Genomic DNA, 26,204 nt, shown 5'->3' on the forward strand with positions numbered 1-26,204 from the left:
CCTTCGGAAAGCCATGTCCCGCAAGCCGTTCCTGATCGTCGAAACCGGCCAGCCGGTCGCTTCCATGCGTCGCCATGGCCGCTTTCCGCACTGGATCCGCAGCGCCGCCGGACTGGCACGCGACGAAGCCTTCGCGCTGGACGTCGCAGGCGGCGCCGCGCTGCCGCCGCACGACGGCCTGGCCGGGGTGATCATCACCGGCTCCGGGGCGATGGTGACCGAGCGCCGCGACTGGAGCGAACGCAGCGCGCAGTGGCTGCGCGGGGCGGTGCAGGCGGGCACGCCGGTGTTTGGCATCTGCTACGGCCACCAGCTGCTGGCGCATGCGCTCGGTGGCGACGTCGGCGACAACCCGAACGGGCGCGAGATGGGGACGGTGGCGATCGACCTGCTGCCGGAGGCGGCGTCCGACCCGCTGTTCGGCGGGCTTCCGGACAGCTTCGCGGTCCAGGCCACGCACCTGCAGAGCGTATTGCGCGCGCCCGAGGGCGCCACGGTGCTGGCGCGCTCCGTGCACGATGACTGCCACGCCTTCCGCTGGGGCGACGCCGCGTGGGGCGTGCAGTTCCATCCCGAGTTCGGCACCGTGCACATGCGCGGTTACGTGCAGGCGCGCGCGGAGGCGCTGGCGAAGGAAGGACGCTGCCCCAGGGCGCTGGCGAGCGATGTGTCTGCGGCGCCACATGCGCGCCGGGTGTTGCGGCGTTTCGTGCGGCACGCACGTGCCAGTATGCCGCGTCGCCGCTGAGCGCCACTGCTGTCGAGCTGTCGTGGGAGCGGCTTCAGCCGCGAGCTTTCCGAAGCAAATTCCGCCCCCTTTTCCGAGGCCCTTCGCCTGCTGCCTGGGCGGCTCCTGCTTCGTGTCCGATCGTGCGCCTCGCCGCGACCTGACGGATCCGGCGCGACCTGCAGGCCTTCGGGGCAAATGTCCCCTGGCTTCGCCTGCGGCGAATGCCTCCTCCTTGATTTGTCCCGAAGGCCTGCAGGCCGCGCCGGACGATCGGGTTGCAGACTTGCGGAAAGCCGGGCTCCTGTCTTCGCTATGAACCGCCGCGCAGGTTGGAACGCAGGGTGCGAATGTCCTTGGGTGCGAAATCAAGGGGGAGGCGTCGGCAACAAGCCGACGCCGGAGGACATTCGTACCCAAGGGCATTCGTACCCTGCGCCCGGTCATTGCAGAAGCAGTGCTTTTCCCCGGTCGGAAGAAGAACTTTTTCCGACCGGGCAAAGGCGGGAAGCTCTCCCGATTCCCGTCCTTCGAAAGCCCGTGGCTGAAGCCGCTCCCCCACCGCCGGTCGCGTACGATATCCACCTGTTCCCCACCCCCGGCGCGAGGCGCCAGACGTCATGTCCACCCACGCAAGAAGTCCTGCCGCCGGCTGGTCCTGGCTGATGCAGGCGGTCAACATCGGGCGCAGCAATCCGCGCGCGGTGTTCGGCGCGGTCGCGCTGCTGGCGCTGGTCGGGCTGGTGCCGAGCGTCATCCAGCTGGTGCTGCAGTCCGGACTCGGGCTCGGGACGACCGCGAGCCTGGCCGTGATGGCCGCCTGCACCCTGGCGATGGTGGTGGTCTATCCGCTGCTGATCGGCGGCGTGCTGCGGGTGATCGATGCCGCCGAACATGGCCGCCCGACCCATGCCGCGGCGCTGTTCGACACCTTCCGTGCCGGCAGCGGCGCCGGCCGGCTGGTCGGCTTCGGCGTGGCGATGTTCGTCGCCTATCTCGTGCTGTTCGTCGCGGTGGTGGCGCTGTTCGGGCAGGACTTTTCCGGCTGGTACATGGAGCTGCTCAGCGCCAGCACCCAGAACGATCCCGCAGCGCAGGCCAAGGTGCTGCAGGACGTTCCCGACGGTTTCGGCACCATGATGGCGCTGGGTACGCTGGCGGGGCTGTTCTTCAGCGGCATCTACGCGATCGGCTTCGGCCAGGTGGCGCTGGCCGGACGCGGCGTGGGCAGCGCGCTTGTCGACGGGGTCGCGGGCACCCTGAAGAACGTGCTGCCGATCCTGTTGCTGGCGATGGTGGTGTTCGCGGGTTTCCTCGCGTTCGCGCTGGCGCTGGCGATGGTGATCAGCCTGCTGGGCATGGTCGGCGGGCTGGTGCATCCCGCGCTGGCGGTGCTTCTGGCCGCGCCGGTCTACCTCGGCGGATTGCTGATGCTGTACGTGGTGATGTTCGGCGTCATGTATTTCATGTGGCGCGACGTCTGCGGCGAAGCCGCGCCCCTGCCGCCGGGGCAGGTCGAGTTGTGAGCCCTGCCGCGCGCTTCTCGTAGGAGCGGCTTCAGCCGCGAACTCTTGTTGGCCGGGAATCGAAATCGAACAGCCGGTGTTCTCGCCCCTTGGGAACAACGGGCAATGTAGATGTGCTCCAGGAGCTCGCGGCTGAAGCCGCTCCTACGAAGAGATCAGAGCCCGAGCGCGGCGTCGAGTCCCGCTTGCAGGACGCGATTGGTGTAGCCGACGCACGCCATCGTGGCGTAGACCAGCAGCAGCGCCTGCAGGCCCAGCCACGCGCGCGCCCACGTGGGCAGCGGCGTGCCGTCGGCGCACGACTGCACCATGCGGGTGCCGGCGACCAGGTCGTGCAGCGCGCGTCGATCGGGACGCAGCAGCACCAGCGCGTGGCCGATGTTGAGGGTGAGCCACGACAGCGCGCCGGCCAGGTGGCGTAGCAGCGCGCGACCATGCCCGATGCGGGCGCATTCGTCGTCGACCACTCGCAGGCCGAGCGCGCGCTGCCCCGGCGTCGCCTGCCGCGTCGCGGCTTCGAACGCGAGGTGATAGAGCGCCCCCAGCGCGGCGAAGCCCAGCAGCGGCGGCCAAGCCAAGGCAAACAGCGTGTGCTGCAGCGACTGCGTGGCCGCGCGCAGTGCGGGATCGGCGAGCCACTGGGTCGCTGCCGCCGCCGGCGGCATGCCGGATACGAGCGCATCGCCCAGGCTGCGGGCTGCGGTTTCGAGCAGGGCCTGGTACTGGGTGCCGAGTTCGCCGGCGATGCGCCGGGCGCGGGGCCACGCCAACAGCGCGACCGGCATGCCGACCAGCGTCGCGTCCAGCGACCAGGCCGCGCAGCGGCGCCAGAACCCGGCCGCGACCATCAGCGCGCGCGGTCGTCCGTGGCGGCGTCGGTGGGATCCGGCTTCGGCACCACCGCGCGTGCGGCGATGATGCCGGCCTCGTAGAGCAGCATCATCGGGATCGCCAACAGCAGCTGCGAGACCACGTCCGGCGGGGTGATCACCGCGGCGACGATGAAGATGCCGACGATCGCATAGCCGCGCCATTCCCGGAGCTGCGCCGGCGTCACCCAGCCCAGCAACACCAGGATGACCAGCGCCACCGGCAACTCGAAGCTGGCGCCGAACGCCAGGAAGATCACCAGCACGAACTCCAGGTAGGCGTTGATGTCCGGCGTGATCGCGACGATGTCCGGCTTGAAGCGCAGCAGGAAGTTGAACACCATCGGCAGCACGAGCAAGTACGCGAACGCGCATCCGGCGTAGAACAGCAGCACCGCCGAGCCCAGCAGCGGCACGGCGAGTTTCTTCTCGCGCTTGTACAGCCCCGGCGCGATGAACGCCCACGCCTGGAACAGCAGCCACGGCGCGGCGGCGAACAGGGCAATGAAGCAGGTCAGCTTGATCGGGGCGAAGAAGGCGCCGGCCGGATTCATCGCGATCATCTGCTGCCCGGCCGGCAGCCGCGAGACCAGCGGCATCGCCAGCCAGGTGTACAGCTGGCTGGTGAACGGCAGCAGCGCCAGCAATGCCACGACCACGCCGACGATGCCGCGCAGCAGCCGCGAGCGCAGTTCGACCAAGTGGTCGAGCAGGCTGCCGTCGGCGGCGTCAGGCGCGGTCATCGCGCGCCTCTCTGGGTGCGTCGTCGGCCGCGTCGTCCGGCTCCGGCTCGTATGCGCGGGCGTAGCCGGGCGCGTCGCGCCGGTCGGTGGGTGTCAGCGCAGGCGGCGGGTCGGCGGTGTCCGCGGGCAGCGCCCTGGTGGCGGTGCGCATGGCGTCGAATTCGCGACGCGCCTCCGCGTCCGCGGCGCGCACCGAGGCATCGATGTCGCGCATCTGCGTCTCGGTTTCGCGCAGGCTGCGCTTGAGCTCGTCGGCGGCCAGTTCACGCTCCAGTTCGCTGCGCACCGAGTACCACTGCGCGCGCGCGCGCCGCACCCAAAGCCCGGCGAAGCGCGCCGCCTTCGGCAGCCGCTCCGGGCCGAGCACGAGCAGGGCCACCACCGCGATGACGAGGAGTTCGGAAAAGCCGATGTCGAACATGGCCGGGCGCCGCGGATCGCGGCGTCAGCGCTGGACGTGGTCGTCGTCGCGCTGCTTGTCGGAGGCGTTTGCGTCCGTGCGCGACTGGTCGCCGAGCTGCCCGGCGGGCTTGTCGTCGTCGCGCATGCCCTTCTTGAATTCCTTGACCGCGCTGCCGAGGTCCTTGGCGCCGCTGGTGAGGCGCTTGGTGCCGAAGACCAGCAGTACGACCGCGAGCACGATCAGCCAGTGCCAGATGCTGAAACCGCCCATGGCTTGTCTCGCATGTACGTTGGAGGAGTGCGAAGGATAGCGCAGCGCGCCGCGCGCGGCGGCCGAGGCGTCAGGGCGTGGGCGGCAACGGCTCGGTGGTGGCCGGGTTGTCGACGGTTTCGAACGGCTGTGGCTGCGGATCGGTGGCCGCCGGCAGCGGGGTGGCCTGCGCGGACGGCTGCGGTTCCGGCATCGTCGTCGCAGGCTGCGCCGCGACCGGCGCCTGCGCGGCCGTACCCGTGCCGCGTTCGGCGCGCGCCGCCGCAGTGGCTTCCTCGAGCTGGTCGCGGAAATCCACCACCGCCGTCGAAGGCGCGCTCGGCGCGCGGCCTTCGAAGATCATCCGCGGCGTGGTATCGAGCCCGTACACCGCCTCGTTGGCGGCGTCGTCGATCGACAGCACCGCGCCGTCGAGCGCGACCCCGGCGAACAGCCCGCGCGCGCGCGACCACGACCAGATCTCGGCCTTGAGCTGGCCGTCGGTAGCCAGCGCGGCGCTGCGCCCGACCGGCCCGGCGGCGACGCCGGCATCGGCGCCAAGGGTGACCTTGCCGTTGACGATCGATTCCAGGCTGCGGTCGTTGCGGAACACCAGCACCACGTCGGCCGACTGCACGCCGGCCTGGAAACCGATGCTGCCGCCGGTGAGCTTGACGAACACCGGGTTCGACCAGGTGCCGTCGGGATTCTTCACCGACATCAGGCCGTGGCCGCGGCGGCCGCCGAGCACCAGCCCGACCTTGAGCGTATCTGGGACGACCACGATCGCGCGGGCCTCGTCGAGCAGCTTGTCGGGGATCGCCGATTCCGGGATGGCCTGGATGTCGGTCAGCACGCGCACCGCGTTGGCCGAGCGCGCGTCCTCCTGGGCGCCGGCGTGCGCCGCGGTGGCCACGCCCAGGGCGAGCAGCGTCGCGAGCGCCAGCGATGCCAGGCGCGGCGTGGAGGTGCGGTTCGGCGAAAGCGGGTGCGTCAGGGACATGGCGGGCTCCGGCGGGAATCGTGGCGACGCGCGGATCGCGCGACGCTGGCGGCTCAGGCTAGTGGCGGGGGGATGAATCCACTCTGAGGACAGCGGAACCGCGCAGGGGTTCCATGCAATCGCGTGCAGGCGTGGCGTCGATTCTGCCAGCCGACGGTGCCAAGCGCCGGCGGGCCTGCCATCCTATGTCCATGCCAACCGCACCAGACATGCCAGCACCCGGCGCCAACCGCGCCGTCGACCTCGCCGCGTCCGACACGCCTGCACCGCAGGGCGTGCTGGTCGTCAACCTCGGTACGCCGCGTGCGCCGACCGCCGCGGCCGTGCGCCGCTATCTGGCGGAGTTCCTGCATGACCGTCGCGTCGTGCAGCTCAGTCGATGGCTGTGGTGTCCATTGCTGCATGGCGTGATCCTGCCCTTGCGCTCGCCGCGGGTGGCGAAGAAGTACGCCCAAATCTGGATGGAAGACGGGTCGCCGCTCGCCGTGCACACGCAACGGCTGGCACTCGCGATCGGCGAGCGCTTGCCGGACGTGCGCGTCAGCCACGCCATGCGCTACGGCGCACCGGATATCGCGACCGAAGTGCGCGCCCTGCAGTCGCAGGGATGCGCGCGGGTGCTGGTGCTGCCGCTGTATCCGCAGTATTCGACCACCACCACCGCTTCGGTGGCCGACGTGGTGGAGCGCGTCGCCAGGGCCGCCGGCGCGCCGCAGCTGCGCATGATCGACCAGTACGCCACCGATCCGGCCGTGATCGCGGCGCTTGCCGGCAGCGTGCGCGCGCACTGGCAGGCCCACGGGCGCGGCGAACGCCTGCTGCTGTCCTTCCACGGCATCCCGCAGCGACTGGTCGACGGCGGCGATCCCTACTCGACGCAATGCCACGCCACCGCCGCGGCGCTGGCGCAGGCGCTGGGGCTGGGCCACGGCGAGTGGCTGGTCGCCTTCCAGTCGCGCTTCGGCCGCGAACAGTGGCTGCAGCCGGCCACCGACGCGACGCTGCGCGCGCTGGCGGGCGCGGGCGTCGGGCGCGTCGACGTGGTCTGCCCCGGCTTTCCGGCCGACTGCCTGGAGACGCTGGAGGAGATCGCGCTGCAGAACGCGGAGATTTTCCGCGCCGCGGGCGGCGGTGGCCTGTCGTACATCCCCTGCCTCAACGACGCTCCCGCGCACGCCGACGCGCTGGCGGCGCTGGTCAGGCGCGAACTGGACGCATGGCGCTGACCCGCGCCGGCGGCACTGACGGGCCATCGCCCGGCAGGTTCGCGCTCGAGGAGTTCGCGCTCGACGTTCCGCTCGGTCGCATCACTGGCCTGCGCGCCGGCGCGCCCGGCGCACCGCGGGTGCTGGCCCTGCATGGCTGGCTCGACAACGCCGCCAGCTTCGTGCCGCTGGCGGCGGAGTTCGAACGCACCGGCCTGGACGGCATCGAACTCGTGGCGCCCGACCTGCCCGGCCACGGCCGCAGCGCGCACCTGCCGCCCGGCGCGGACTACTCGTTCGCCGGCGCCCTGCATTCGGTGCTCGACATCGCCGACGCGCTGGGCTGGGAGCGATTCGCCCTGCTCGGCCATTCGATGGGCGCCGGCATCGCCAGCCTGGTCGCGGCCGGCTGCCCGCACCGGATCGAACGCCTGCTGGCGATCGAGGCGCTGGGCGCGCTGCCCGAGGCGCCGGAACGCACCACGCAGCGCCTGCGCGAGGCGGTCGCGGCCACGCGGGCGCTGGCGGACAAGCGGCTGCGGGTGTTCCCCGACCTCGAACCGGCGGTGCGCGCGCGGATGCAGGCCAACGGACTGGGCGAGGCGGCCGCGCGGCTGCTGGTCGAACGCGGCGTGCGCGCCGTGCAGGCCGATGGCGCAGCGGCCGGCTTCGAATGGAGCAGCGATCCGCGCCTCACCCTGCCGACGATGGTGCGCATGACCCATGCGCAGGTGCGCAACCTGGTGGCCGGCATCGAGTGCCCGACGCGCGTGCTGCACGCCGATCCGCCGCAGCCGTACCTGCCCGAACCGCTGCGCAGCGAGCACGCCGCGCTGCTTCCGCGCGGCGAGCGCATCGTGCTGCGCGGCGGCCACCACCTGCACATGGAGGATCCGCGCGCGGTGGCGGCGGCGATCGGTGATTTCTTCCTGCGTTGAACGCGCCGTGGGTCAGTGCGCGCCGCTGCGCAGCTGCACGTTCATCGTTACCGCGCCGGCGTCGTGGTCGTCGCTGAACGACAGCACGGCGGCGCGGTCGCCCTTTTCGTAGTTCAGCAGGGCGCCGTCGCTGGCATCGCGCATCGCCAGGGTCTGCTTCCAGCCGCGCCCGTCCATGCTGGCGCGCGCGGCTTCGAACAGCGTCGAAACGCGGCCGGGTGCCCGCAGGCTGACGACCCGCAGCGCGCCGCGATCCATGAGGCTGTCGATGCGATAGCTGGCGGGCAGGTAAATGTCGCTCGGGAAGTCGTCGGGCAGCGACAGTGCGTCGCCACGGGTGAACAGTGGACGTTCGCGTGCGGGCCTCGCCGCATCGTGCACCGGAAGCCGCAGGTCCGGGTGCTCGAGCGGGGATTCGGCGAACGCCTCGCGCGACTGCCGGCAGCCGGGCGTGGCGGCCAATGACAGGACGAACAGCAGCCACCAGTGGGAGGATCGAAACGGCACGACGCGGATCGCTGTAGTCCGGCGATCGCCGGGGACAGGGAGGACAACGCGATCGGCGCGGTCAGCAGGCCAGCAGGCGCCGCAGCCCGGACTTGAGCCGCCGGCCTTCGAGGTGGAAATAGCGTCGTTGCGCGCGCCAGTCCGGGCAGCGCGCCTCGACCTCGCGCCAGAAGGCCGGCGAATGATCGCGATGGACCAGGTGGCACAGCTCGTGCACCAGCACGTACTCGAACGCCGCCGGGCTGCCCAGCACCAGCGACAGGTCCAGCGACATCGCATCGTCCGGGGCCAGCGATCCCCACTGCGACGACATCACCTTGAAGCGGATCCGCGACGGCGCGTGCGGCAACGTGGGCAGGTAGCGGGGCATCCAGCGACCGAGGTCGGCGCGGGCCTGCGCCTCGTAGAAGTCGCGCAGCGCGCGCCGCAGCGCAGGCAGGCCGGCGCGCGCGGGCGCCTGCATCACCAGCGCGTCGCCGTCGAACTGCAGCCGCGTGAAGCGGCCTTCCTGCCAGGCCAGCGGCAGCATCTGTCCCCGCAGCGGCAGCTGCGCGGTCACACCGGGCTGCAGCGGCGCCACGCCGTCGTCGTCATCGTGCAGCGCCAACTGCTGCGTGAGCCAGTCGTGGTGCTCGCGCACGAAGCGTTCGCCGGACACCAGGCTGGCGCGCGGCGGCAGGGTCAGCCGCGCACCGCGTTCATCCACCGACAGGCGCACGCGCCGCGCGCGCGGATCGCGCACGCGCTGGATCTCGATGCAGCGGCCGTCGTCGAGTGCGAACGAAAGCGTATCGCGCTCGACCGCGCGTGGCTTCGGCGTCAGCAGGCGGAACAGGGAAGACATGCGTGCGGGGCAGTGCGCGTGGGCGCAGGAACGAATTCGGTCACGCGTCAGGATGCGGCAAAACGCCGGCGAAGAAAAGAAAAACGACGGCCCTTGCGGGGCCGTCGCGGGATTCGAACACGGTGGCTGGCTTAAAGCGCGCGGTTCACCGGCAGCATCACGGTGTCGCGCGTCGGGATGTTGGATTTCAACGTGCCGTTGCGGGACTGCCTGGGCAGCGTCTGGCCCGCCTGCGAATACCACTGCCGGGACAGCGACTGGCAGCGCGCCGATGCCAGCAGCGGATCGGCGCTGGCCGCGATCGTTTCGCCGGAGCACTGGTCGATGAACTGCTTGCCCGCATCCGTGAGCCTGTCGGGGAACTGCATCGTGGCGTCAGCCGGATCCGCCGCATCCGCCGGATCCGCCGCGGCCGCCAGCGACGGGACCGCCAGCGCGGCAGCGACGGTCAGTACACCCATGAACGCAGCAAAATCTCGTTTCATTGCGACAACCTCCGATGTTGGCCCAGGACTGGACCGTACCGGGGAATACGTGCAGGGGCCTCAAGGCGTCGCAGGGCCTCTCACCCATCGGCCTTAGACAGCTTCAACGCCGGCTCCAGCAGCGCGAACAGGCGCTTGAGCTCGCCAGCCATCAGTGCGAAGCGGATGTCGAGTTCGGCGCGGATGTCCTCGGTTTCCGTGCCCTCGAGCTGATCGACCGCGCCGTCGAGGAACTTGAGCTTGCGGATCACCAGATCCTCGCCGAGCACGAACGAGACGTGGTCGTCGAGCACCAGCGCCAGCCGCGTGACCTGCTTGCCCGATTCGAGGTGCTTGGCGATCTCGTCGGACTGCAGCTCCTGGTGCTGGCACTTGACCACCGCGCCGTGCTCGGCGGCGTCCTTGAGCTCGCATTCCTCGCCAAGCGAAAAGCCGTCGGGCAGCGGCTCGCCCGCGATCCAGCCGGTCAGCACCGAACGCGGTGCGATCTCGGCGTTGAGCGGAAGCGCCGGGAAGCTGCCCAGCGCGTTGCGGATCTCGGACACCACGCCTTCGGCGCTCTTGCGCGAGGAGCTGTCGACGATGCACAGGCCGTGCTCGAGGTCGAGCATGGCGTCGGTGCGCGACGGCCGCACGAAGGCGCGCGGCAGAAGTTCGTGCACCAGGTCTTCCTTGAGCCGCTTGCGTGCGCGTCCGCCGGGCTTGCGGCCTTCGCGCTGCTCCATCTCGGCGACCTTCTTGGCCAGCAGGTCGTTGACCACCGACGAGGGGAGCAGCTTGTCCTCGCCGCCGACGGTCAGCCAGATCGCGTCCTCGATGCGGTGGCTCAGCGACTCGGCGTCACGGCCGAACGGCGACACGAAGCCGCGCGAGGACAGGTCCAGCCCGCCCACCGGCTTGAGCGGGAATTCGGCCAGGTGGGTGTCGAGGTCGGACAGGTCGAGCGAGGTCGGAAAGCGGAACAGGGTGAGGTTTCTGAAGAACATGAAGGGTCCGGGATGGGAGTGGGAGAACTGGAATCAGGAGGGACAATCAGCGATCGCCATGGGAAGCGAGCATCTGGAATCGCGCAGGTCGGCCGAAAGGCCCCCCGCGCGCAGCGTGCTGGCCCCGCCTGCGCGGGACGGACGACGGAACGGCCATCGGCGATCAGGGTTCGCCGCGCGCGTCGCGCTCGTGCGGCTCGCCGGCCAGCCATGCGTGCGCGTCGGGCAGCGCGGTGGCGGCGTCGCGGCCCAGGGCGAGGAAGTCGAACAGCCTGGGATCGCTCAGCTGCGACGGCCGGATGTCGCCCAGCGCGCGTGCGATCTGGTCGATGCGGCCGGGCGATTCGCGCTCCCAAGCCTCGAGCATCCTCGCGACCTGTTTGCGCTGCAGGTTTTCCTGCGAACCGCACAGGTTGCACGGGATGATCGGGAATTCCCTGGCCGCGGCGTAGGCGGCGATGTCCTCTTCGCGCACGTATGCCAGCGGCCGGATCACCACGTGCCTGCCGTCGTCGCTGAGCAGTTTCGGCGGCATGCCGCTGATCTTGGCGTGGAAGAACAGGTTGAGGAAAAACGTGGCGACCAGGTCGTCGCGGTGGTGGCCGAGCGCGATCTTGGTGAAGCCCTGTTCGGCGGCGAAGCGGTACAGCGCGCCGCGGCGCATGCGCGAGCACAGCGAGCACATCGTCTTGCCTTCCGGGACCACGCGCGCGACGACCGAATAGGTGTCCTGTTCGAGGATCCGGTAGTCGACGCCGAGCGACTGCAGGTATTCCGGCAGCACGTGCCCGGGGAATCCGGGCTGCTTCTGGTCGAGGTTGACCGCGGTGATCGAGAACGCCACCGGCGCCTTCGATCGCAGCTGCAGCAGGATGTCCAGCAGGGTGTAGCTGTCCTTGCCGCCCGACAGGCAGACCATCACCTTGTCGCCGTCCTCGATCATGCCGAAATCGGCGATCGCGCGCCCCACCTGGTGGCGCAGGCGCTTGGCCAGCTTGTGATGCTCGCGTCCGGCGCGCGGATCGGCCGCGACGCGGCGAACGGGCTCGGCAAGGGGCAGGATGGTGCTCATGGGCCGCCCATTCTACGGGTCGCGCGCGAGGGCCGGACCGGCGCTGACGACCGCCCGGGACCGCGTGTAAGCTCGGCCACGATGGAACCTGCCAACGACGCCGTGATCAGCCAGAAGCTGGTCGACCTGAAGACCGAACATCGCGACCTGGATCTCGCGATCTCGCGCCTGCAGGCCGACATCCAGGCCGACGAGCTGGCGGTCAAGCGGATGAAGAAGCGCAAGCTGCAGCTCAAGGACCAGATCGCGCGCCTGGAGTCGGATCTGATTCCCGACGAGCCCGCCTGACCGCCAAGCGCCCGAAGCGTTCGAATTCCGCAAGCCTTCGCTTCGAAGGAAGGAGCGCGCGCGCCTACGCTGCCGGCGGCTCCGGCGCAGGGGCCTCGACCTGCGGCCTTACCGCCTCGGGGCTCACCTTCTCGATCGTGTGCCGCAGTTCGCGACCCAGGATCACCTTGGCGTCGCGCGCCCAGGCCACGAGGCGCTGGTCGAAGACCAGCTTGCTGTTGCCGTCCAGCCACACCAGTTCCAGCTCGCGCAGCTTCTGGATGAAGCCGCGGAACAGCGTCTTGTCGAAGAATTCCGGCGCCGCCGGTGCGTACAGCAGGCTCAGCCGCTGCGCGGCGAGCTGGCACAGGCTTTCGAGTTCGCCGGCGCCGAGCGTGCCGGGGCCGTTCTTGGCCAGCACCGAGATCGCGATGTAATAGCGCTCGAACGCCTGCTGCAGCGGATGGCCCAGGGCGCGCAGGCGGAACACCTCGTCGCTCTGCCCGGCGTTGCGCGCCAGGATGCCGCCGTCGTCGTCGCTGACCTGTTCCAGCAGCCCCTCGCGGATGAACACCTCGATCGTCGCGTCGATGCGCGTGGCGAAGCTCTCCGGGTCCCACGGCAGGAACAGCTCGCCCTGCAGGAACGGATACACGCTGCGGCCGATCCCGAGCAGGTTGGCGCGCGCCATGCGCCGGTTGTGCTGGAAGCAGCACGCGATCCAGGCAGACGCGGTGAACAGGTGGAGGACGTTGTTGCGGAAGTAGCTCAGCAACACCGCGGTTTGGTCGTCGGCGACGCTGAGCACGTCGCCCAGCGGGTGCGCGGTGCGGCGCAGGACGCCGATCTCCTCGCCGTGGGCGATGATTTCCTCCGGCGAATGCGGGGTCACCGTCACCAGTTCGCTGTAGGGCACGTCCACCAGCAGCGTCTTCGACAGCGCGATCTGCGCGCGCAGGTCGCCCTCGCCCATCGCGTGCTTGGGGGTCGACAGCAAGGCCAGCGCCAGCAGGTTGATCGGATTGACGTCCGCGGCGCGGTTGATGTTGACCTGGATGCGCTGCGCCAGGGTGTCGACGGTCGACGACAGCCACGACGGCTTGTCTTCTTCGGACACCGGCTTGCCATCCCATTCGGGCGCCTGCTCGGCGAGCACGTCGCCCAGCGCGATCGGCTCGCCGTAGTTCACCACGACCTGGCCATAGTTCTGCCGCAGCACCCTGGGGATGCCCCACAGCAGCGACCAGATGGATTCCTTTTCCTTCGGCTTACCGGTGAGTTCGTCGAGGTAGCTGCCGCCTTCCATCAGCTTTTCGTAGCCGATGTAGACCGGCTGGAACAGCACCGGGCGCGTGGGCTGGCGCAGGAACGCGCGCACGGTCATCGAGATCATCCCGCCCTTGGGCTGCAGCAGCCGCCCGGTGCGCGAGCGTCCGCCTTCGATGAAGTACTCGATCGAGTAGCCGCCGGCGACCAGCTGCGCGACGTACTCGCTGAGCACGGCCGAATACAGCATGCTGCCGCGGATCGAGCGTCGGATGTAGAACGCGCCGCCCTTGCGCAGGATGGTGCCGATCACCGGCAGGTTGAGGTTGATGCCGGCGACGATGTGCGGCGGCACGATGCCGCGGTCGTAGAGCAGGTACGACAGCAGCAGGTAGTCCATGTGGCTGCGGTGGCTGGGCACGTAGACGATCTCGTGCCCGGGCGCCACGGCCTTGAAGCGGTCCAGGTGGTGCACCAGCACGCCGCGGTAGATGCGGTTCCACACCGTGGTCAGCAGGAAGCTGGCCGAACGCACCACGGGATGCGAATAGTCGGCGGCGATCTCGTAGGCGAAGGCGTGCGCCTTCTTCCACGCCTCGGCCGGCGTGCTCTTGTCGCGGCGCGCCTGGTCGGCGATCGCGTCCTTGACCGTGTCGGCCGCCAGCACCTTGTCGATCAGCAGGCGGCGGGTGGACAGGTCCGGCCCGATCATCGCCTCGCGGATGCGGTTGAAGTGCGTGCGCAGCACCCGCGAGAGTTTGCGCACCGTGCGTTCGGGCGGCAGGTCCTCGGCGATGATGCCGCGCAGGTCCACAGGCGTGGCGAAGCGCACCAGGGTGTTGCGGCCGTTGAGCAGGATCGCCAGCAGCCGGCGGAAGCGCCCGACCAGGGCCCAGTTTTCCGAGAACAGCACCGAGAACCACCCGCTGGCGCGGTCGGGCGCCTGGCCGACGAAGATCGACACCGGCACCAGCTGCACGTCCAGCGCAGGATCCTCGCGGTGCGCCTCGAGCAGTCGCGCCAGCGATTCGGAATGGGTCTTGGCCGGGGCGGGCTTGCCGGCCGACGCCAGGTAGTTGAGCGTGCCGCCGGCGCTGCGCCGGGACAGCGCCACGTAGGCGCGCTTGCGGCCGAGCGGATCGCCCGGCAGCGGTCGCAGCGGCGACGGCATGCCGTTCTCGCGGCAGGCACGGTCGAGGATCAGGGCATTGGACAGGCCGTAGTCCTCGAGCACGTAGCACACCGGGCGCCGATCGATGAACTGCTGCGGTGTTTCGGGTTCGATCCGCAGCGAGATCCACGGCCGCAGCAGGCGGCCGAGCATGCGGGCCCACAGCGGCCGCCGTTCGCGCAGCTGGACCACCGAAGGCGGCGGGCCATCGCCGCGCAGGGGGGGCTGCGCGTCGGGCATCGCGGTGTCGCTGGCCTCGGCGGCGGGCGTCGGGTGGTCGCCGGCTTCATCGCTGCCCGCCAGCATCGGACCGGCCGACGCGTCGGCGCCGGGCGCGGTCGCGTCGCCGGGCGGCGCGGCTGCGACCTGCGGGTCATCGCCAGGCTGGGCGGATCGCTTGGGGTCGGGTTCGAACAGGTTCGGCTGGGTGGGCATCGCCGGCATTATGCCGAAGGCGGTCGCCCCGCCGCCGCCGGGCGGGGTTTGGCCGCGGCAGGCGCGTCGACTGGCCCCGCCGGCGCTGCGGCGGGCCGATCCAGCGCTGCGCGGGCGTGACGCAGCACGTCGCTCAGGTACCAGCGGCCGTCGTGGCGCTCGACCTCGACCACGGTGTCGACCGGCTCGCCCGCCAGCACGTAGCGCATGCGCACCCGCGCCGTGTCGCCGGTCTGCGACTGCAGGCTCGCATCCAGCGCGTCGAGGCTGGCATCAAGGTCCAGCCCGTAGCCAGCCAGCGCCTGTTTGACCGCGGCGGCGAACGGCGCCATCCGGCGCAGGCTGTCGTCCATGCCGAGGCGGGCGAAATCGGCTTCCGAGGCCAGCCCGGTCCGGCGGGCCGCGGCTGCCAGGCGCGGGAGGGCCGCATGGGCGCGGCCGGGATCCGACAGCGGCGCCGCCTGCGCCCAGCGGCTCATCGCGGTCACGATCTGGGTGTAATGCTCACGCTCGGCGTCGCTGAAATCGCCCTCGTTCTGCACGTACTGGACGCCGAACAGGCCCAGGGTCGCGGCGGTGGAGTCGATTTCGCGGTCGGCGTTGGCGAACTGGCGATCGAACACCTTGCCCCAGCGTGCTTCCGCTTCGGGCGCCTCCAGCGCGGCCAGTACGCCCGGCAGGTGCTCGCCCAGCGGCAGTTCGTCCAGTGGCCAGCGCGTGCGGCCCTCGCGCCAGGCGGTTTCGAGCCGGGCATGGAGGTCGGGCGGCACCGCGTCGCGGGCATAGGCATCCAGGGCGTTGTCGCGCAGGTGCCGGGTGAGCAGGCGCACGGCCTGCGCAGGCTTGTCCGCACCGGGTGCCGGAGTGGCCGGCACGGGCGCGTCCGCCGCCGGGCGGCAGGCCGCGACGAGGGTGCACAGGCACGCCAGCAGCAGCGGGGTCCAGCATCGGCGCATGTTCGGTCCCCGTTGGGCAGCGGGGCATCTTGGCGGCGGGGACCGGGTGCCGCAAGTTCAGCTGCGCCGGCTGTGACCGGGTGCGCACAAGCCGTCGCGCCCCTTCCCGCGCGTCGCATCGCGCATTGCGCCGTTCGGGCGAGCCGCTGGAGCGGGTCGCGAGCGCGCGGCTGTTCGCGCTACAGGTCGCGGACCACCCAGTGCACGGGCGTGTCGGTGGCCTGCGCGTCGAGCGCAGCCTGCGCGACCTCGTCGGGCGAGCGTCCCGCCTTCCACGCCGCCGCGATCGCCGCCAGCCGCTCGCGGGTGGCGCGGGTATAGGCGCCTTCGAGTTCGTTCTGGGCGTCGGCGGCGAGCTTCTGCGGGTAGAGCGCGCGCGCGTCGTCGCTGCGGTTGAGCAGCGCGATCATTCGCGACAGCGCGGTGCGGAAGGTCGCCGCGCCGAGCGCCGTGCGCTGGGTGCGCTGCAGGTGCCACACGGTCAGGTATTCCACCGGCCCCAGCAGCCGCTGCGGGGTGGCGCCGAAGAAACGCCCGGAGAAGGCGCTTGCGTCCAGCGGGCCGGTGCTGTCGGGCAGTCGCGCCGCGCCCCACGAGCTCAGCGCCCCGCCGGGCATGTCCATGCGCCGCAACGCGGTGCCGAAGGTTTCGGCCAGCAGGCGCTGCGCGCGCGTGTCGTCGCTCTCGGCGACCACGCCCAGCAGCCGCAGGAACAGCGGATAGCGCTCCTCGCCCAGGCGCCGCACCAGGCGCTTGAGCACAGTCAGGCGGTACTCCGGATCGCTGTGTGCGGCCAGCGCGGACACCAGCCGGTCGGCGGCGGCACGCAGTTCGGCCGGCGAGGGCACCGGCTGCGAGGGATGAGCGTTCATGGCGTCGCCCGGGGGATCGATGCGCGCCAGTCTAGGCGTCGCGCCCGGATGGAGCGAACACGCGGCGCGCGCGGATCAGCCGATGGCGGAAAGAATGGCGTCCGCGGCGCTGTCGGCCGCGCTGGACAGTTCCATCGCGCCCAATCGCGCTTCAAAGCCGTGGTCCCCGGCCAGCATCCGCAGGCCCGCGGGCACGCCGTCCCACGCTGCGGCGTTGAGCACGTCTTCGCCCGCGTCGGCGCTGGGCGCGCGGACGTCTGGAGCGGTCCCGCGAAGCTGTTCGAGGCCTCCAAGCTGGCCTGCGCCGGTGCCCTGGTCGCGACCGCGCAGTTCGTCGAGCGACACCCGTCCATCGAGGCGGTCGAGGCCGGCTCGGGTCAGGTGCGGATCGGAACTGCCGATGGTGCTCATGGAAGGGTGCTGGAGCCTGCGGGGAGCCGCTTGGGCGGCGATGGCGGAAAGATAGCGCCGCAACGCCTGTTCAGCCATCTGGGGGCAACCCTAGATGACAGGGGCATGACGGGCGAGCGTTCAGCTGCGCGAACCCATTCAGCGACGCATGGCGCGGCGCGGCGCCGTGGTGCCGACGGGGGGCAGCGGACGCCATGCTAGCCTGCGGCGGCACGCAGTGCACCAGACCGTTTGCAGCAGAGGCCGGCATGGCAGACAAGGACAAGGGCGCCGACAAGACCGAAAAGCCGACCCCGAAAAAGATCAAGGACGCGCGCAAGGAAGGCAACGTCGCCAAGAGCAGGGAGCTCACCAGCACGGTCCTGGTGCTGGGCTGGCTGGTCGGCGGCTGGCTGATGATGGGCTTCATGTACCGCAAGATGCAGGAGCTGTTCGATGCCAGCATCGGCGCGGTGGGCCAGCCGTTCGAGGTCGGCCTGCGCGAGGTCGGCCGGATCGCGTTCGACACCCTGCTGTGGCTGTCGCTGCCGCTGCTGGCGCTGGCGCTGTTCCTCGGCGTGCTGGTGGAGTTCCTGCAGGTCGGCCCGCTGGTCACGATCAAGAAGCTCACGCCCCAGCTCGACAAGCTCAATCCGGTCGAGGGCATCAAGAAGATGTTCTCGATGGACAACCTGGTCGAACTGGTCAAGTCGATCATCAAGAGCGCCGCGCTGATCTTCATCGGCGGCTTCGTCCTGTGGGGCATGCTGCCGGCGCTGCTGCGCCTGCCGTCCTCGCCGCCGGCGGCGATCGGCTCGGCGATCTGGTACGCGCTGCTGCGCATCGGCATCTGGACGATCTTCGTGTTCTTCTTCGTCTCGGTGCTCGACGCCTGGTACCAGAAGTTCTCCTACACCAAGCAGTTGCGGATGAGCCGGCGCGACATCCGCCAGGAGGTCAAGGAGAACGAGGGCGACCCGTACATCAAGTCGCGCCGCCGCCAGTTGCACCAGGAGTGGTCGCAGCAGAACATGCTTTCAGCCGTCAGGGGATCGAATGTCGTGGTGACCAATCCAACCCACATCGCCATCGCGCTGCAGTACGAACACGGCGTCGACGACCTGCCGGTCGTGGTCGCCAAGGGCGAGGACGGCATCGCCGCGCTGATCAGGCAGACCGCCGAGGAGGCCGGCGTGCCGATCATGCAGAACGTGCAGCTGGCGCGCGGGCTCAACGAGAAGGTCGAGCTGGACAACTACATTGGCAGCGAGTTCTTCGACGCGGTGGCCGAGGTGCTGCACTGGGCCGAGGGCATGCGCCGCGAGGTCGGTGACGGCAGCAGCGGCGAAACCTGAAGCGAGACCGCCCCGCGCCGCTAAGGCTTCTTTGCCCGGCCGCTGCATATCCTCGGTGACCCGTGTGCCTGGGATGCCTGCCCAGTCGGAAGTGCATCCGATTTACGTGCCAAACACCCGCTGCAGCACGTCCAGGAAGCCGCGGCTGTCGCCGAGGCGCCGGATGATGAACTCCATCAACGAGCCCAGCATCAGCAGGATGATCGCGGTCGCCAGCCAGGCCTTGATCGGCAGCGTCAGCGCGAACACGTTCAGCGACGGCGCGTAGCGGTTCACCAGTCCGAACGCGAGATCGATGATCAGCATGATCACCACCGCCGGCGCCGCGAGCAGCAGCGCGGCGGTCATCAGGTAGCTGAACTGGCCGACGAACAGATGCATGCCGGCGACCTGGATGGTGGGGAAAAACGACATCACCGGCCAGATCGAGTAGCTGGTCAGCAGCAGGTCGAGGAACACCAGGAACGCGCCGCTGGCCATGAACAGCCACGCCGCCAGCTGCGACAGGAACTGCCCGTGCAGGGACGTCTGGTGGCCCTGGATCGGATCGAAGATCGACGCCATGCTCATGCCGATCTGGGTGTCGAGGATGTTGCCGGCCGCGCCGATCGCCCAGAACACGATGCCGAAGCAGAAGCCGATGGCGATGCCGATGAACAATTCCTTGAGCACGATCGGCGCCATCACCGACATTTCCATGCTTGTACCGGGCAGTCCCGCCAGCGCCACCGGCAGCGCGACGATCGCCAGGCTCACCAGGAAGCTGTTGCGCACCATTGCCGGCATGTTCTGCTGGGTCAGCAGCGGCAGCATGATGAAGGCGCCGGCGATGCGCGGCAGGGTCAGGCCCAAGGCCAGCAGCGGATTGCCGAGGAACTGCTCGAACTGCATCGGTGAGAGCGGCCTAGTGCCGGACCAGGCCAGGGAAGTCGACGAAGATCCGGTCGGCGAAGGTGTACAGCGTGCCGCCGATCAATGCCGCGGTGATGAACAGCGTCACCACGATGGTGAAGAACTTCAGCGCGTAGGCGAACGTCTGCTCCTGCAGCTGGGTGGCCGCCTGCAGGAAGGCGACCAGCAGGCCCACGAGCGCGGCCGCGCCGACCGGCGGACCGGACAGGATCAGGGTCAGCCACAGGGCCTGCTTGGTGAGTTCGATGACTTCGCCCACGTCGTCCTCCTCAGTTGCCGTACGTCAGCACGAGGCCGTGCACGAGCTTGGCCCAGCCATCGATCAGTACGAACAGGAGCAGCTTGAACGGCAGCGAGATCGTGGTGGGCGACAGCATCATCATGCCCAGCGCCAACAGGATGTTGGCGACCACCATGTCGATCACCAGAAACGGCAGGAAGATCAGGAAGCCGATCTGGAACGCCGCGGTGAGCTCGCTCACGGTGAACGCGGGCACCACCACCAGGAAGTGGTCGGCGCTGATCTCGTCGCGATGCGCCGGCGGCAGCAGCCGCTGCGCGCTGCGCAGGAAGAACGCGCGCTCGGCGTTGTTCGAATGCTGCAGCAGGAACGCGCGCAGTGGTTCCTTGCCGGCGTTGGCGAGCCCGAGCATGCGCGCCACGCCTTTTTCCGGCAGCGGCGCCAGCGTCTCATCAACCTCCTCCGAAGCGGCATCGCCGCCAGCGCCCGGGCTCGCCGGCGCTTCGTCGCGACCGTCGCGCACGTTGGCGAAGGACGGGCCGCGCGCGCCGGCACGCGCCTCGGCGGCTGCCGCGGCGGCCTCGCCGTCGGCGGCGGCGGGCGACGTGGCCGGCGGCGGTTCGGTCGTCACCGCCGGTGCCGCGCGCGGGGCGGGCTTGGCCAGCAGTGAGGGCACCGGCGGCGGCTGGCCGTTCTTGCGCGCCTCGATCGCCGCCTGCGTGTCGAGGATCACCGGATACATCACGTAGATCGACAGCACGATCGCCAGGCCGTTGATGACCACGTTCGGCGGAACCTGCTGCAGCCCCAGTGCGTTGCGCAGCAGGCTCAGCACCACCACGATCTTGGTGAACGAGGTCACCATCACCGCCACGAAGGGCGCCAGCGCGAGGCTGACGACGGTGAGGATGACCAGTGCCGGGTCGAGGGTATTGAAGTCCATGCAGGGCCTTGGGGTGGATGGTCCGTTGGTGCCATCGGGAGGGCCATGGCGGGTATCGCGCGCCATGGCAGCCCCCGTGGAGTCAGATCAGCAGGCTTTCATTCCCAGGCCAGCAGGCGCACGCCGAGCGTGTCGCCCACGGCCACCACCTCGCCGCGGCCGGCGATCCGGCCGTTGGCGCGGATGGTGACGTTGGCGCCCCGCAGCTGGGCCGGCAACGCGAACACGTATCCCGGCTGCAGCGCGGCGAGGTCGCCGATGCTCACTTCGACCCGGCCGACGTCGAACGCCAGCTGCACCGGCAGGTTGCGCGCAACGGCCTCGCCGCCGGCGGCGTCCGCACCGGCGTCTGCGCTCGCATCGTTGGGGGATTCGTCGTTCATCGTGGAAGGCTCCAGGGGGGAAGATCGTGGTTGCGCGGGCGCGGCGATCCGCCAGCCATCGGGCGCGGCCACCAGCGGCCACGCCAGCCGCGTCGCGCGCGCCTGCAGCGGCGGCAGGCTGCCGTTGCCGATCAGCACCACGTCGCCGGGTTGCAGGCCCTGCCAGTCGGCGAGTGGAAGGCTCGGGCCGTCGAAGCCCACCAGCACCGGTATCGGCAGGTCGCGCAGCGCGTCGAGCCGCGGCAGCGGGTCGTCTTCGTAGACCGGTTCGGCGCGGTCCTGCAGGCGGGACAGCCAGCGCACCGGGAACCGGATCGCGCCGCGCAGCGGTTCCAGGTTCGCGCTGTCGGGGTCGGCGTCGGTGGCGAAGGCCAGCCAGATTGCGTCCTCGTCCGCGGCGTCGCCGTCGGTGGCTTCCTGCGGCAACAGCGAGGTGCCGAGCACTTCGCTCAGGCGCATCAGCCCACGCTCGTGCGCCAGGCTCCACGCCAGCAGCCGGGCGCGGCCGCGGTAGTCGCTCCAGTGCAGGCCGGATGGGCTGGGCTGCGTCGGGTCCGCGGTTTCCAACCGCAGGCGCAGCGCCGTGCCTTCGGCGTCGACGCAGAAGGTTTCATCCGCCGCTGGCGCAATGCCGGGCGTGAACCGCAGTACCGCGCCATCGCCCAGTGGCCAGCGCCTGGGCGCTGCGAACAGGTCGCGCAGCGCCTCGGCCTGTGCCGGGGCGACGCGGGCAATGCAGTCGTGCAGATCGCGAACGGCGGCGGGCGCCCGGGAAACCGGCGCCTTGCGCGCGGCGGGCTTGGACTTGCGTACTGCGCTGTCAGGCATGTCCGAGGGCTACCTTCATCAGTTCGGGCAGCGAGCGCACCCCGAGTTTGCTCATCATGTTGGCACGATGCAGTTCGACGGTCTTGATGCTGATGCCGAGGATGTCGGCGATGATCTTGTTGGGCTTGCTGGCGATCACCAGGTCCAGCACCTGGCGCTCGCGCGGGCTGAGCTTGGCCAGGCATTCACCCGCCGCGCCGACCGCGCCGTGGCTGCGCGCGCTGGCCAGCGCGGCGCGGATCGCGCCCACCAGCGCATCCTCGCTGAAGGGCTTTTCGAGGAAATTGGCCGCGCCCTTGCGCATCGCCTCCACGGCCAGCGGCACGTCGCCGTGCGCGGTGACGAACACCAGCGGCAGCACGATCCCGCGCCGATGCAGCTCGTCCTGCAGCTGCAGCCCGCTCATCTCCGGCATGCGCATGTCGGAGACCAGGCATTCGGGCTCGGCGCCGTGGCGGTCGCCGCCGTAGGCCTCGATGAACTCCGGCCCGGACCCGAACGGCACCGCCTCGAAGCCCGCGGTTTCCAGCAGCCACGCGGTGGAATCGCGGAACCCCGCGTTGTCGTCGACCAGGTACACCCGTGCCTCGCCCATGGATCAGACTCCCCCTGCCTCGTAATGCGGCAGGGTGAATCCGAACACGCTGCCGCCGCCCTCGCGCGGTTCGAAGAACAAGCGTCCCTTGTGGTACTCGATGATCGACCGGCAGATCGCCAGGCCGATGCCGAGGCCGTCGTTCTTGGTGGTGAAGAACGGCGAGAACAGCTGGTCCTGTTCGGCCGAACTGAGCCCTGTGCCGCGGTCGCAGACGCGGATCTCGACCTCGCCGTCGAGGTTCACCCGGCCCTCCACGCGCAATTCGCGCTGGGCCACGGGAATCCCGCGCATCGCCTCGATCGCGTTCTTGACCAGGTTCAGCAGCACCTGTTCGACCATCACCCGGTCGGCATAGACCGGCGGCAGCGAGGCGCTGAGCGCGATGTCGATCCGCAGCTGCTGGCGTTCGGCCTCGAGCCGCAGCAGTTCGAGCACGGTCGCGGCCATCGCATGCACGTCCTGGGCGTCGCGCCGCGGCTCGCGGGCGCGGACGAATTCGCGCACCCGCGAGATCACCGCCGCTGCGTGCTCGGCCTGGGTGCGCGCGGCCTGCAGCGCACGTTCGACCTGGGCCGGGCCGCCGGCCTGGTCGATCAGGCGCAGCGAGCCGTTGAGGTAGTTCACGATCGCCGCCAGCGGCTGGTTGAGCTCATGCGCCAGCGTCGCCGCCATCTCGCCGACCGACATCATCCGCGAGGTGAACAGCAGCTTTTCCTGCTGCGACTTGTGCGAGTCGAGCGCCTCGATGCGCTCGCTGATGTCGATCGCGGTCAGCAGCGCCAGCGCCCGGCCTTCGTGTTCCGCCTCGCCCCAGTGCAGCGCGTACCAGCGTCCGCTGTGCGGCGCGCGCACCTCCGAAGGTTCGGCATCGTCGAGCGCGCCGTCGCGCAGCCGGGCCAGCAGCTGGTCGCGCTGGGCGTGTTCGGGCAGGGCCGCGAACTCGTGGCCAAAGCGCTGGTTGGCGGCCACCAGCGCGCCGTCGTCGCGGGCGTAGGCGGCGCAGGCGAAGGGCACGGCCTCGAGCAGTGAGATCGCGCCCGGCCTGGCGGACGGCGCAGCGCGTGGGCGCTTGCCCGAAGCGGGAACGGCCTTGGCCGCCTTGGCGCCCACCGGGCTCACGCCGCCGGCGCCGCGCTGGTCGCCCCGGGGCGCGGGTCGCTGTTGCCCGGCGTGCCGCGGCTGCTACGGTACCCGGCGACCCGGCGGCACTTCCCGCCGACTTTCCGGAACCCCATGAACTCCCATCGCCCGCCGCTCCTCCCCGCCGCCATCGGCGCCCTGCTGGCCTGCTCGCCTCTGGCCTCGCTCGCAGCGCCCGCACAGCCCGAGGCGCCGAGCTCGCTTGCCGGCGAAGTGCTGGGGATCCTGCTGCCTCTGGCCTTGATCATCGTTGCCCTGATTGCCGTGCTGTACCTGATCCGGCGTCGCTTTGGCCTGACCGGCCAAGATGCGCCGCTGTCGATCCTGCAGATCCTGCCGGTGGGATCACGTGAACGGATCGTGCTTGTGAAATCCCGCTCCGGTCGCGTGTTCGTCGTGGGGGTTGGAGCTCAAACAGTGAACTTGATCACAAATTTGGAACAGTCGGATATCGAGCCCGCTCCCTCGTCCGCTGCCTCCATGGATGCCGCCGACACCCATATAGCGCCGTTGGGTTAAATCGTCGTGAGCCCAGGATTACCGATTCATTACAAGGACTTGCATTCATCTGGATGAACCCGGGCCGAATCGCTGGAGTGCCCTGAACCCTCGCGATCACGTCTTGTGGAATTGCGGAAGGTATCGTAATTTGCCACAAAGTGACGCATGAGGTCAGGGGCAAATGCGGCAGGTTCGCATCATCTTCGATGAGCACTCGATGTCTGGCGCCAGACCCTGCGGACACGTCCGCTGTCCTGGCCTTGGCCCCGATCAGACAGTGCGGCCAAAGGCGGACTCGATGCCTGCGTACACCAATGGGGATCTTGCGTGCGCGCGCTGATCGACTCGATCTTCGCCGCGCCGGCCGGTAACGCACCGCGCCAGCGCACCGGTTACAGCGACATCGTGCTGGCCTTCGCCGCGGTCACGATCATCAGCGTGATGATCCTGCCGCTGCCGATCATGGCGATCGACACCCTGGTCGCGGTCAACATCTCGATCGGCTTCGGCCTGCTGCTGCTGGCGATCTACATCCCCACGCCGGTCGCGTTCTCCAGCTTCCCGAGCGTGCTGCTGCTGACCACCCTGTTCCGGCTCGCGCTGTCGATCGCGATCACCCGCTCGATCCTGCTCAACGCCGAGGGCGGCCACATCGTCCAGACCTTCGGCTCGATGGTGGCCGGCGGCAACCTGGTGGTTGGCCTGGTGGTGTTCCTGATCATCACCGTGGTGCAGTTCATCGTCGTGGCCAAGGGCGCCGAGCGCGTGGCCGAGGTCGCCGCGCGCTTCACCCTCGACGCCATGCCCGGCAAGCAGCTGTCGATCGACTCGGACCTGCGCTCGGGCCTGATCGACAAGGACGAGGCACGGCGCAAGCGCCGGCATCTTGAAGTGGAAAGCCAGCTGCACGGCAGCCTCGATGGCGCGATGAAGTTCGTGAAGGGCGACGCCATCGCCGGCATCGTCATCATCATCATCAACCTGCTTGGCGGCCTGGCGGTGGGCGTGCTGCAGCACGACATGCCGCTGGGCGAGGCCACGCACACCTACTCCATCCTCACCATCGGCGACGGCCTGGTGTCGCAGATCCCCGCCATCCTGGCGACGATCGCGGCCGGCCTGGTGGTGACGCGCACCGCAGGCGAGGAAGACGACAAGCACCTGGGCGACGCCATCACCCGGCAGATTTCCGGGCAGCCGCGGGTGCTGCTGATCACCGGGCTGCTGGCGCTGCTGATGACCCTCGTGCCCGGCTTCCCCAAGCTGGTGTTCGCCGTGCTCGGCATCGCGATGCTGACCATGAGCGCGTGGCGCTATCGCCACCAGTTCGAAATGCTGCGCCGCGCGTTCCGGGTGCAGGACGAGGAAATGGTTGCATCGCGCAAGCCGGTCGACGCCGACGACCTCGCGCCGCCGGCGCCGCTGCAGCTGGAGATCGCGCCGTCGCTGGCGATCCTGCTCGGCGACGAAGCCGAGACGCGCAGCCGCGTCGCCGGGCTCGCCCAGGGCATGCGCGAGGAATATGGCGTGCCGATCCCGGTGCCGCAGGTACGGGTGTCGAGCGCGCTGGGCGAAGGCGAGTACCGGCTTACCGCTCATGGCGCACGGATCGCCTCCGGACGCGTGCGCGGCGACGCCCATTTCCGCCCGGCCCGCGCCGGGATGGAAGCGGCGCCGAAGCTGCCTGGCTTCTTCCCGACGCTCAACGGCGAGTGGGCCGATGCCGCGAACGACGGCACGCCCAGACCGATCGATATGGTCAGCGATCACCTGCGCAGCTCGCTGAAGCGGCGCATGGGCGGCTTCATCGGCATCCAGGAAACCTCCAACCTGTTCGGCAAGATGCAGCGCGACTACCCGGACCTGGTCAAGGAGATGCTGCGCGTGGTCGCGCCGCAGCGGGTGGCCGACGTGCTGCGGCGGCTGGCCGAGGAGGGCGTGCCGGTGCGCAACCTGCGCGATGCGTTCGAGGCGATCACCGACGTCGGTGGCCGCGAGAAGGACGTGGTGCTGCTGACCGAATACGTGCGCGTGGCGCTGAAGCGCGAAATCGCCGACCGCTACGCCGATGCCGACCGCACCCTGCACGTGCTGCTGATCCACCCGGAGCTCGAGGACAAGCTGCGCCAGTCGGTGCGCGTGGCCGGCGGCGCCAGCCAGCTGGCGATTTCGCCCGAGCTTGCGGCACGCCTGGGCAACGAGGTGCGCGCGCAGCTCGCGCGCCAGCCGGAGGACGTGCGCCCGGTGCTGCTGTGTTCGCTCGATGTGCGTCGCCACCTGCGCAAGCTGATGGAGGTCGACTTCTTCGACCTGCCGGTGTTGTCGTACCAGGAACTCGCCCCGGACCTGCGCATCGTGCAGGCCGGCCAGATCAATGCATAACGCTGCA

The 26,204-nt window shown here is 69.9% G+C and carries 28 protein-coding genes and 1 pseudogene; 8 read left to right on the forward strand and 21 right to left on the reverse strand.

What is annotated here, in order from left to right; all coding sequences use genetic code 11:
- Positions 1-13 precede the first annotated feature (13 nt).
- Complete coding sequence (locus tag ACFOM9_RS11205) at positions 14-748, forward strand: glutamine amidotransferase (protein ID WP_386710426.1); 735 nt, start codon at positions 14-16, stop codon at positions 746-748.
- A gap of 599 nt (positions 749-1,347) precedes the next feature.
- Positions 1,348-2,253 carry a hypothetical protein gene (locus ACFOM9_RS11210; protein WP_386710428.1) on the forward strand — a complete coding sequence of 302 codons (906 nt, stop codon included), beginning with the start codon at positions 1,348-1,350 and terminating at the stop codon, positions 2,251-2,253.
- A 155-nt stretch (positions 2,254-2,408) separates the two neighbouring features.
- On the opposite strand, the gene ACFOM9_RS11215 is transcribed toward ACFOM9_RS11210, so the two are convergent.
- From ACFOM9_RS11215 to ACFOM9_RS11235, 5 genes are all read right to left on the reverse strand, one after another.
- Positions 2,409-3,101 carry an RDD family protein gene (locus tag ACFOM9_RS11215; RefSeq protein ID WP_386710430.1) on the reverse strand — a complete coding sequence of 231 codons (693 nt, stop codon included), beginning with the start codon at positions 3,099-3,101 and terminating at the stop codon, positions 2,409-2,411.
- Entirely contained in the window at positions 3,101-3,865 is a 765-nt protein-coding gene (gene tatC / locus ACFOM9_RS11220; protein WP_386710433.1) for a twin-arginine translocase subunit TatC, read from the reverse strand. The genes ACFOM9_RS11215 and tatC overlap by 1 nt, the downstream gene beginning before the upstream one ends.
- Positions 3,852-4,286 (reverse strand): Sec-independent protein translocase protein TatB, encoded by a 435-nt coding sequence (gene tatB / locus ACFOM9_RS11225; protein WP_386710436.1) that lies wholly within the window; start codon positions 4,284-4,286, stop codon positions 3,852-3,854. Before tatB ends, tatC begins: the two co-directional genes overlap by 14 nt.
- A gap of 24 nt (positions 4,287-4,310) precedes the next feature.
- Entirely contained in the window at positions 4,311-4,538 is a 228-nt protein-coding gene (gene tatA, locus ACFOM9_RS11230; protein ID WP_386710439.1) for a Sec-independent protein translocase subunit TatA, read from the reverse strand.
- Positions 4,539-4,608: 70 nt separating this feature from the next.
- Entirely contained in the window at positions 4,609-5,520 is a 912-nt protein-coding gene (locus tag ACFOM9_RS11235; RefSeq protein WP_386710442.1) for a lipid-binding SYLF domain-containing protein, read from the reverse strand.
- 209 nt (positions 5,521-5,729) lie between these two features.
- Between ACFOM9_RS11235 and hemH the strand changes: the two genes are divergently transcribed.
- Both hemH and ACFOM9_RS11245 read left to right on the forward strand, forming a co-directional pair.
- A complete protein-coding gene (gene hemH, locus ACFOM9_RS11240; protein ID WP_386710445.1) occupies positions 5,730-6,746 on the forward strand; it encodes a ferrochelatase in 1,017 nt (338 codons plus the stop codon).
- The gene (locus tag ACFOM9_RS11245; protein WP_386710448.1) at positions 6,737-7,663 is read left to right on the forward strand and encodes an alpha/beta fold hydrolase; all 927 of its coding nucleotides are present in this window, start codon (positions 6,737-6,739) and stop codon (positions 7,661-7,663) included. The genes hemH and ACFOM9_RS11245 overlap by 10 nt, the downstream gene beginning before the upstream one ends.
- A gap of 12 nt (positions 7,664-7,675) precedes the next feature.
- Here ACFOM9_RS11245 and ACFOM9_RS11250 read toward each other — a convergent pair whose 3' ends face one another.
- The 5 genes from ACFOM9_RS11250 to ttcA form a co-directional block, all read right to left on the reverse strand.
- Positions 7,676-8,170, reverse strand: coding sequence for a hypothetical protein (locus ACFOM9_RS11250; protein ID WP_386710451.1), 495 nt, complete (start codon positions 8,168-8,170; stop codon positions 7,676-7,678).
- A gap of 61 nt (positions 8,171-8,231) precedes the next feature.
- A complete protein-coding gene (locus ACFOM9_RS11255) occupies positions 8,232-9,014 on the reverse strand; it encodes a M48 family metallopeptidase (RefSeq protein ID WP_386710454.1) in 783 nt (260 codons plus the stop codon).
- Between the two features lie 131 nt (positions 9,015-9,145).
- The gene (locus ACFOM9_RS11260; protein ID WP_386710457.1) at positions 9,146-9,499 is read right to left on the reverse strand and encodes a hypothetical protein; all 354 of its coding nucleotides are present in this window, start codon (positions 9,497-9,499) and stop codon (positions 9,146-9,148) included.
- Between the two features lie 80 nt (positions 9,500-9,579).
- Positions 9,580-10,485, reverse strand: coding sequence for a recombination-associated protein RdgC (locus ACFOM9_RS11265; protein ID WP_386710460.1), 906 nt, complete (start codon positions 10,483-10,485; stop codon positions 9,580-9,582).
- A gap of 163 nt (positions 10,486-10,648) precedes the next feature.
- On the reverse strand, positions 10,649-11,557 hold the full coding sequence (ttcA, locus tag ACFOM9_RS11270; RefSeq protein ID WP_386710463.1) for a tRNA 2-thiocytidine(32) synthetase TtcA: 909 nt from the start codon (positions 11,555-11,557) through the stop codon (positions 10,649-10,651).
- 81 nt (positions 11,558-11,638) lie between these two features.
- Between ttcA and ACFOM9_RS11275 the strand changes: the two genes are divergently transcribed.
- Positions 11,639-11,845 (forward strand): YdcH family protein, encoded by a 207-nt coding sequence (locus ACFOM9_RS11275; RefSeq protein WP_386710466.1) that lies wholly within the window; start codon positions 11,639-11,641, stop codon positions 11,843-11,845.
- 64 nt (positions 11,846-11,909) lie between these two features.
- On the opposite strand, the gene plsB is transcribed toward ACFOM9_RS11275, so the two are convergent.
- From plsB to ACFOM9_RS11295, 4 genes are all read right to left on the reverse strand, one after another.
- Complete coding sequence (plsB, locus tag ACFOM9_RS11280; protein ID WP_386711036.1) at positions 11,910-14,567, reverse strand: glycerol-3-phosphate 1-O-acyltransferase PlsB; 2,658 nt, start codon at positions 14,565-14,567, stop codon at positions 11,910-11,912.
- Positions 14,568-14,704: 137 nt separating this feature from the next.
- Positions 14,705-15,652, reverse strand: coding sequence for a hypothetical protein (locus ACFOM9_RS11285; RefSeq protein ID WP_386710468.1), 948 nt, complete (start codon positions 15,650-15,652; stop codon positions 14,705-14,707).
- 179 nt (positions 15,653-15,831) lie between these two features.
- Complete coding sequence (locus tag ACFOM9_RS11290; RefSeq protein ID WP_386710471.1) at positions 15,832-16,524, reverse strand: hypothetical protein; 693 nt, start codon at positions 16,522-16,524, stop codon at positions 15,832-15,834.
- Positions 16,525-16,599: 75 nt separating this feature from the next.
- On the reverse strand, positions 16,600-17,013 hold the full coding sequence (locus ACFOM9_RS11295) for a hypothetical protein (RefSeq protein WP_386710474.1): 414 nt from the start codon (positions 17,011-17,013) through the stop codon (positions 16,600-16,602).
- Between the two features lie 170 nt (positions 17,014-17,183).
- On the opposite strand from ACFOM9_RS11295, the gene sctU reads away from it, so the two are divergent.
- Entirely contained in the window at positions 17,184-18,269 is a 1,086-nt protein-coding gene (gene sctU / locus ACFOM9_RS11300) for a type III secretion system export apparatus subunit SctU (protein WP_386710477.1), read from the forward strand.
- A gap of 102 nt (positions 18,270-18,371) precedes the next feature.
- Here the strand turns inward: sctU and sctT are convergent, their stop codons facing one another.
- The 7 genes and pseudogenes from sctT to ACFOM9_RS11335 all read right to left on the reverse strand — a co-directional run bounded on the left by sctT (position 18,372) and on the right by ACFOM9_RS11335 (position 23,293).
- Positions 18,372-19,160 carry a type III secretion system export apparatus subunit SctT gene (gene sctT / locus ACFOM9_RS11305; protein ID WP_386710480.1) on the reverse strand — a complete coding sequence of 263 codons (789 nt, stop codon included), beginning with the start codon at positions 19,158-19,160 and terminating at the stop codon, positions 18,372-18,374.
- 13 nt (positions 19,161-19,173) lie between these two features.
- Positions 19,174-19,440: a type III secretion system export apparatus subunit SctS gene (gene sctS / locus ACFOM9_RS11310; protein WP_386710483.1), complete on the reverse strand. Its 267-nt coding sequence runs from the start codon at positions 19,438-19,440 to the stop codon at positions 19,174-19,176.
- 10 nt (positions 19,441-19,450) lie between these two features.
- Positions 19,451-20,098 carry an EscR/YscR/HrcR family type III secretion system export apparatus protein gene (locus ACFOM9_RS11315; protein ID WP_386711038.1) on the reverse strand — a complete coding sequence of 216 codons (648 nt, stop codon included), beginning with the start codon at positions 20,096-20,098 and terminating at the stop codon, positions 19,451-19,453.
- A gap of 9 nt (positions 20,099-20,107) precedes the next feature.
- Positions 20,108-20,431 (reverse strand): annotated as a pseudogene (locus tag ACFOM9_RS11320) (hypothetical protein); the annotation flags it as partial.
- A 32-nt stretch (positions 20,432-20,463) separates the two neighbouring features.
- Positions 20,464-21,576 carry a type III secretion system cytoplasmic ring protein SctQ gene (sctQ, locus tag ACFOM9_RS11325; RefSeq protein WP_386710486.1) on the reverse strand — a complete coding sequence of 371 codons (1,113 nt, stop codon included), beginning with the start codon at positions 21,574-21,576 and terminating at the stop codon, positions 20,464-20,466.
- Positions 21,569-22,171 carry a response regulator transcription factor gene (locus ACFOM9_RS11330; RefSeq protein WP_386710489.1) on the reverse strand — a complete coding sequence of 201 codons (603 nt, stop codon included), beginning with the start codon at positions 22,169-22,171 and terminating at the stop codon, positions 21,569-21,571. The genes sctQ and ACFOM9_RS11330 overlap by 8 nt, the downstream gene beginning before the upstream one ends.
- A gap of 3 nt (positions 22,172-22,174) precedes the next feature.
- Positions 22,175-23,293 carry a sensor histidine kinase gene (locus ACFOM9_RS11335; protein WP_386710492.1) on the reverse strand — a complete coding sequence of 373 codons (1,119 nt, stop codon included), beginning with the start codon at positions 23,291-23,293 and terminating at the stop codon, positions 22,175-22,177.
- A 114-nt stretch (positions 23,294-23,407) separates the two neighbouring features.
- Here ACFOM9_RS11335 and ACFOM9_RS11340 point away from each other — a divergent pair, with 114 nt between their 5' ends.
- Together ACFOM9_RS11340 and sctV are read left to right on the forward strand one after the other, a co-directional pair.
- Complete coding sequence (locus ACFOM9_RS11340) at positions 23,408-23,833, forward strand: FliO/MopB family protein (RefSeq protein ID WP_386710495.1); 426 nt, start codon at positions 23,408-23,410, stop codon at positions 23,831-23,833.
- A gap of 309 nt (positions 23,834-24,142) precedes the next feature.
- Positions 24,143-26,197, forward strand: coding sequence for a type III secretion system export apparatus subunit SctV (gene sctV, locus ACFOM9_RS11345; protein WP_386710497.1), 2,055 nt, complete (start codon positions 24,143-24,145; stop codon positions 26,195-26,197).
- The last annotated feature ends 7 nt before the right edge of the window (positions 26,198-26,204 follow it).

Source organism: Luteimonas notoginsengisoli (assembly GCF_042648885.1).
Taxonomy (GTDB): Bacteria; Pseudomonadota; Gammaproteobacteria; order Xanthomonadales; family Xanthomonadaceae; genus Luteimonas; species Luteimonas notoginsengisoli.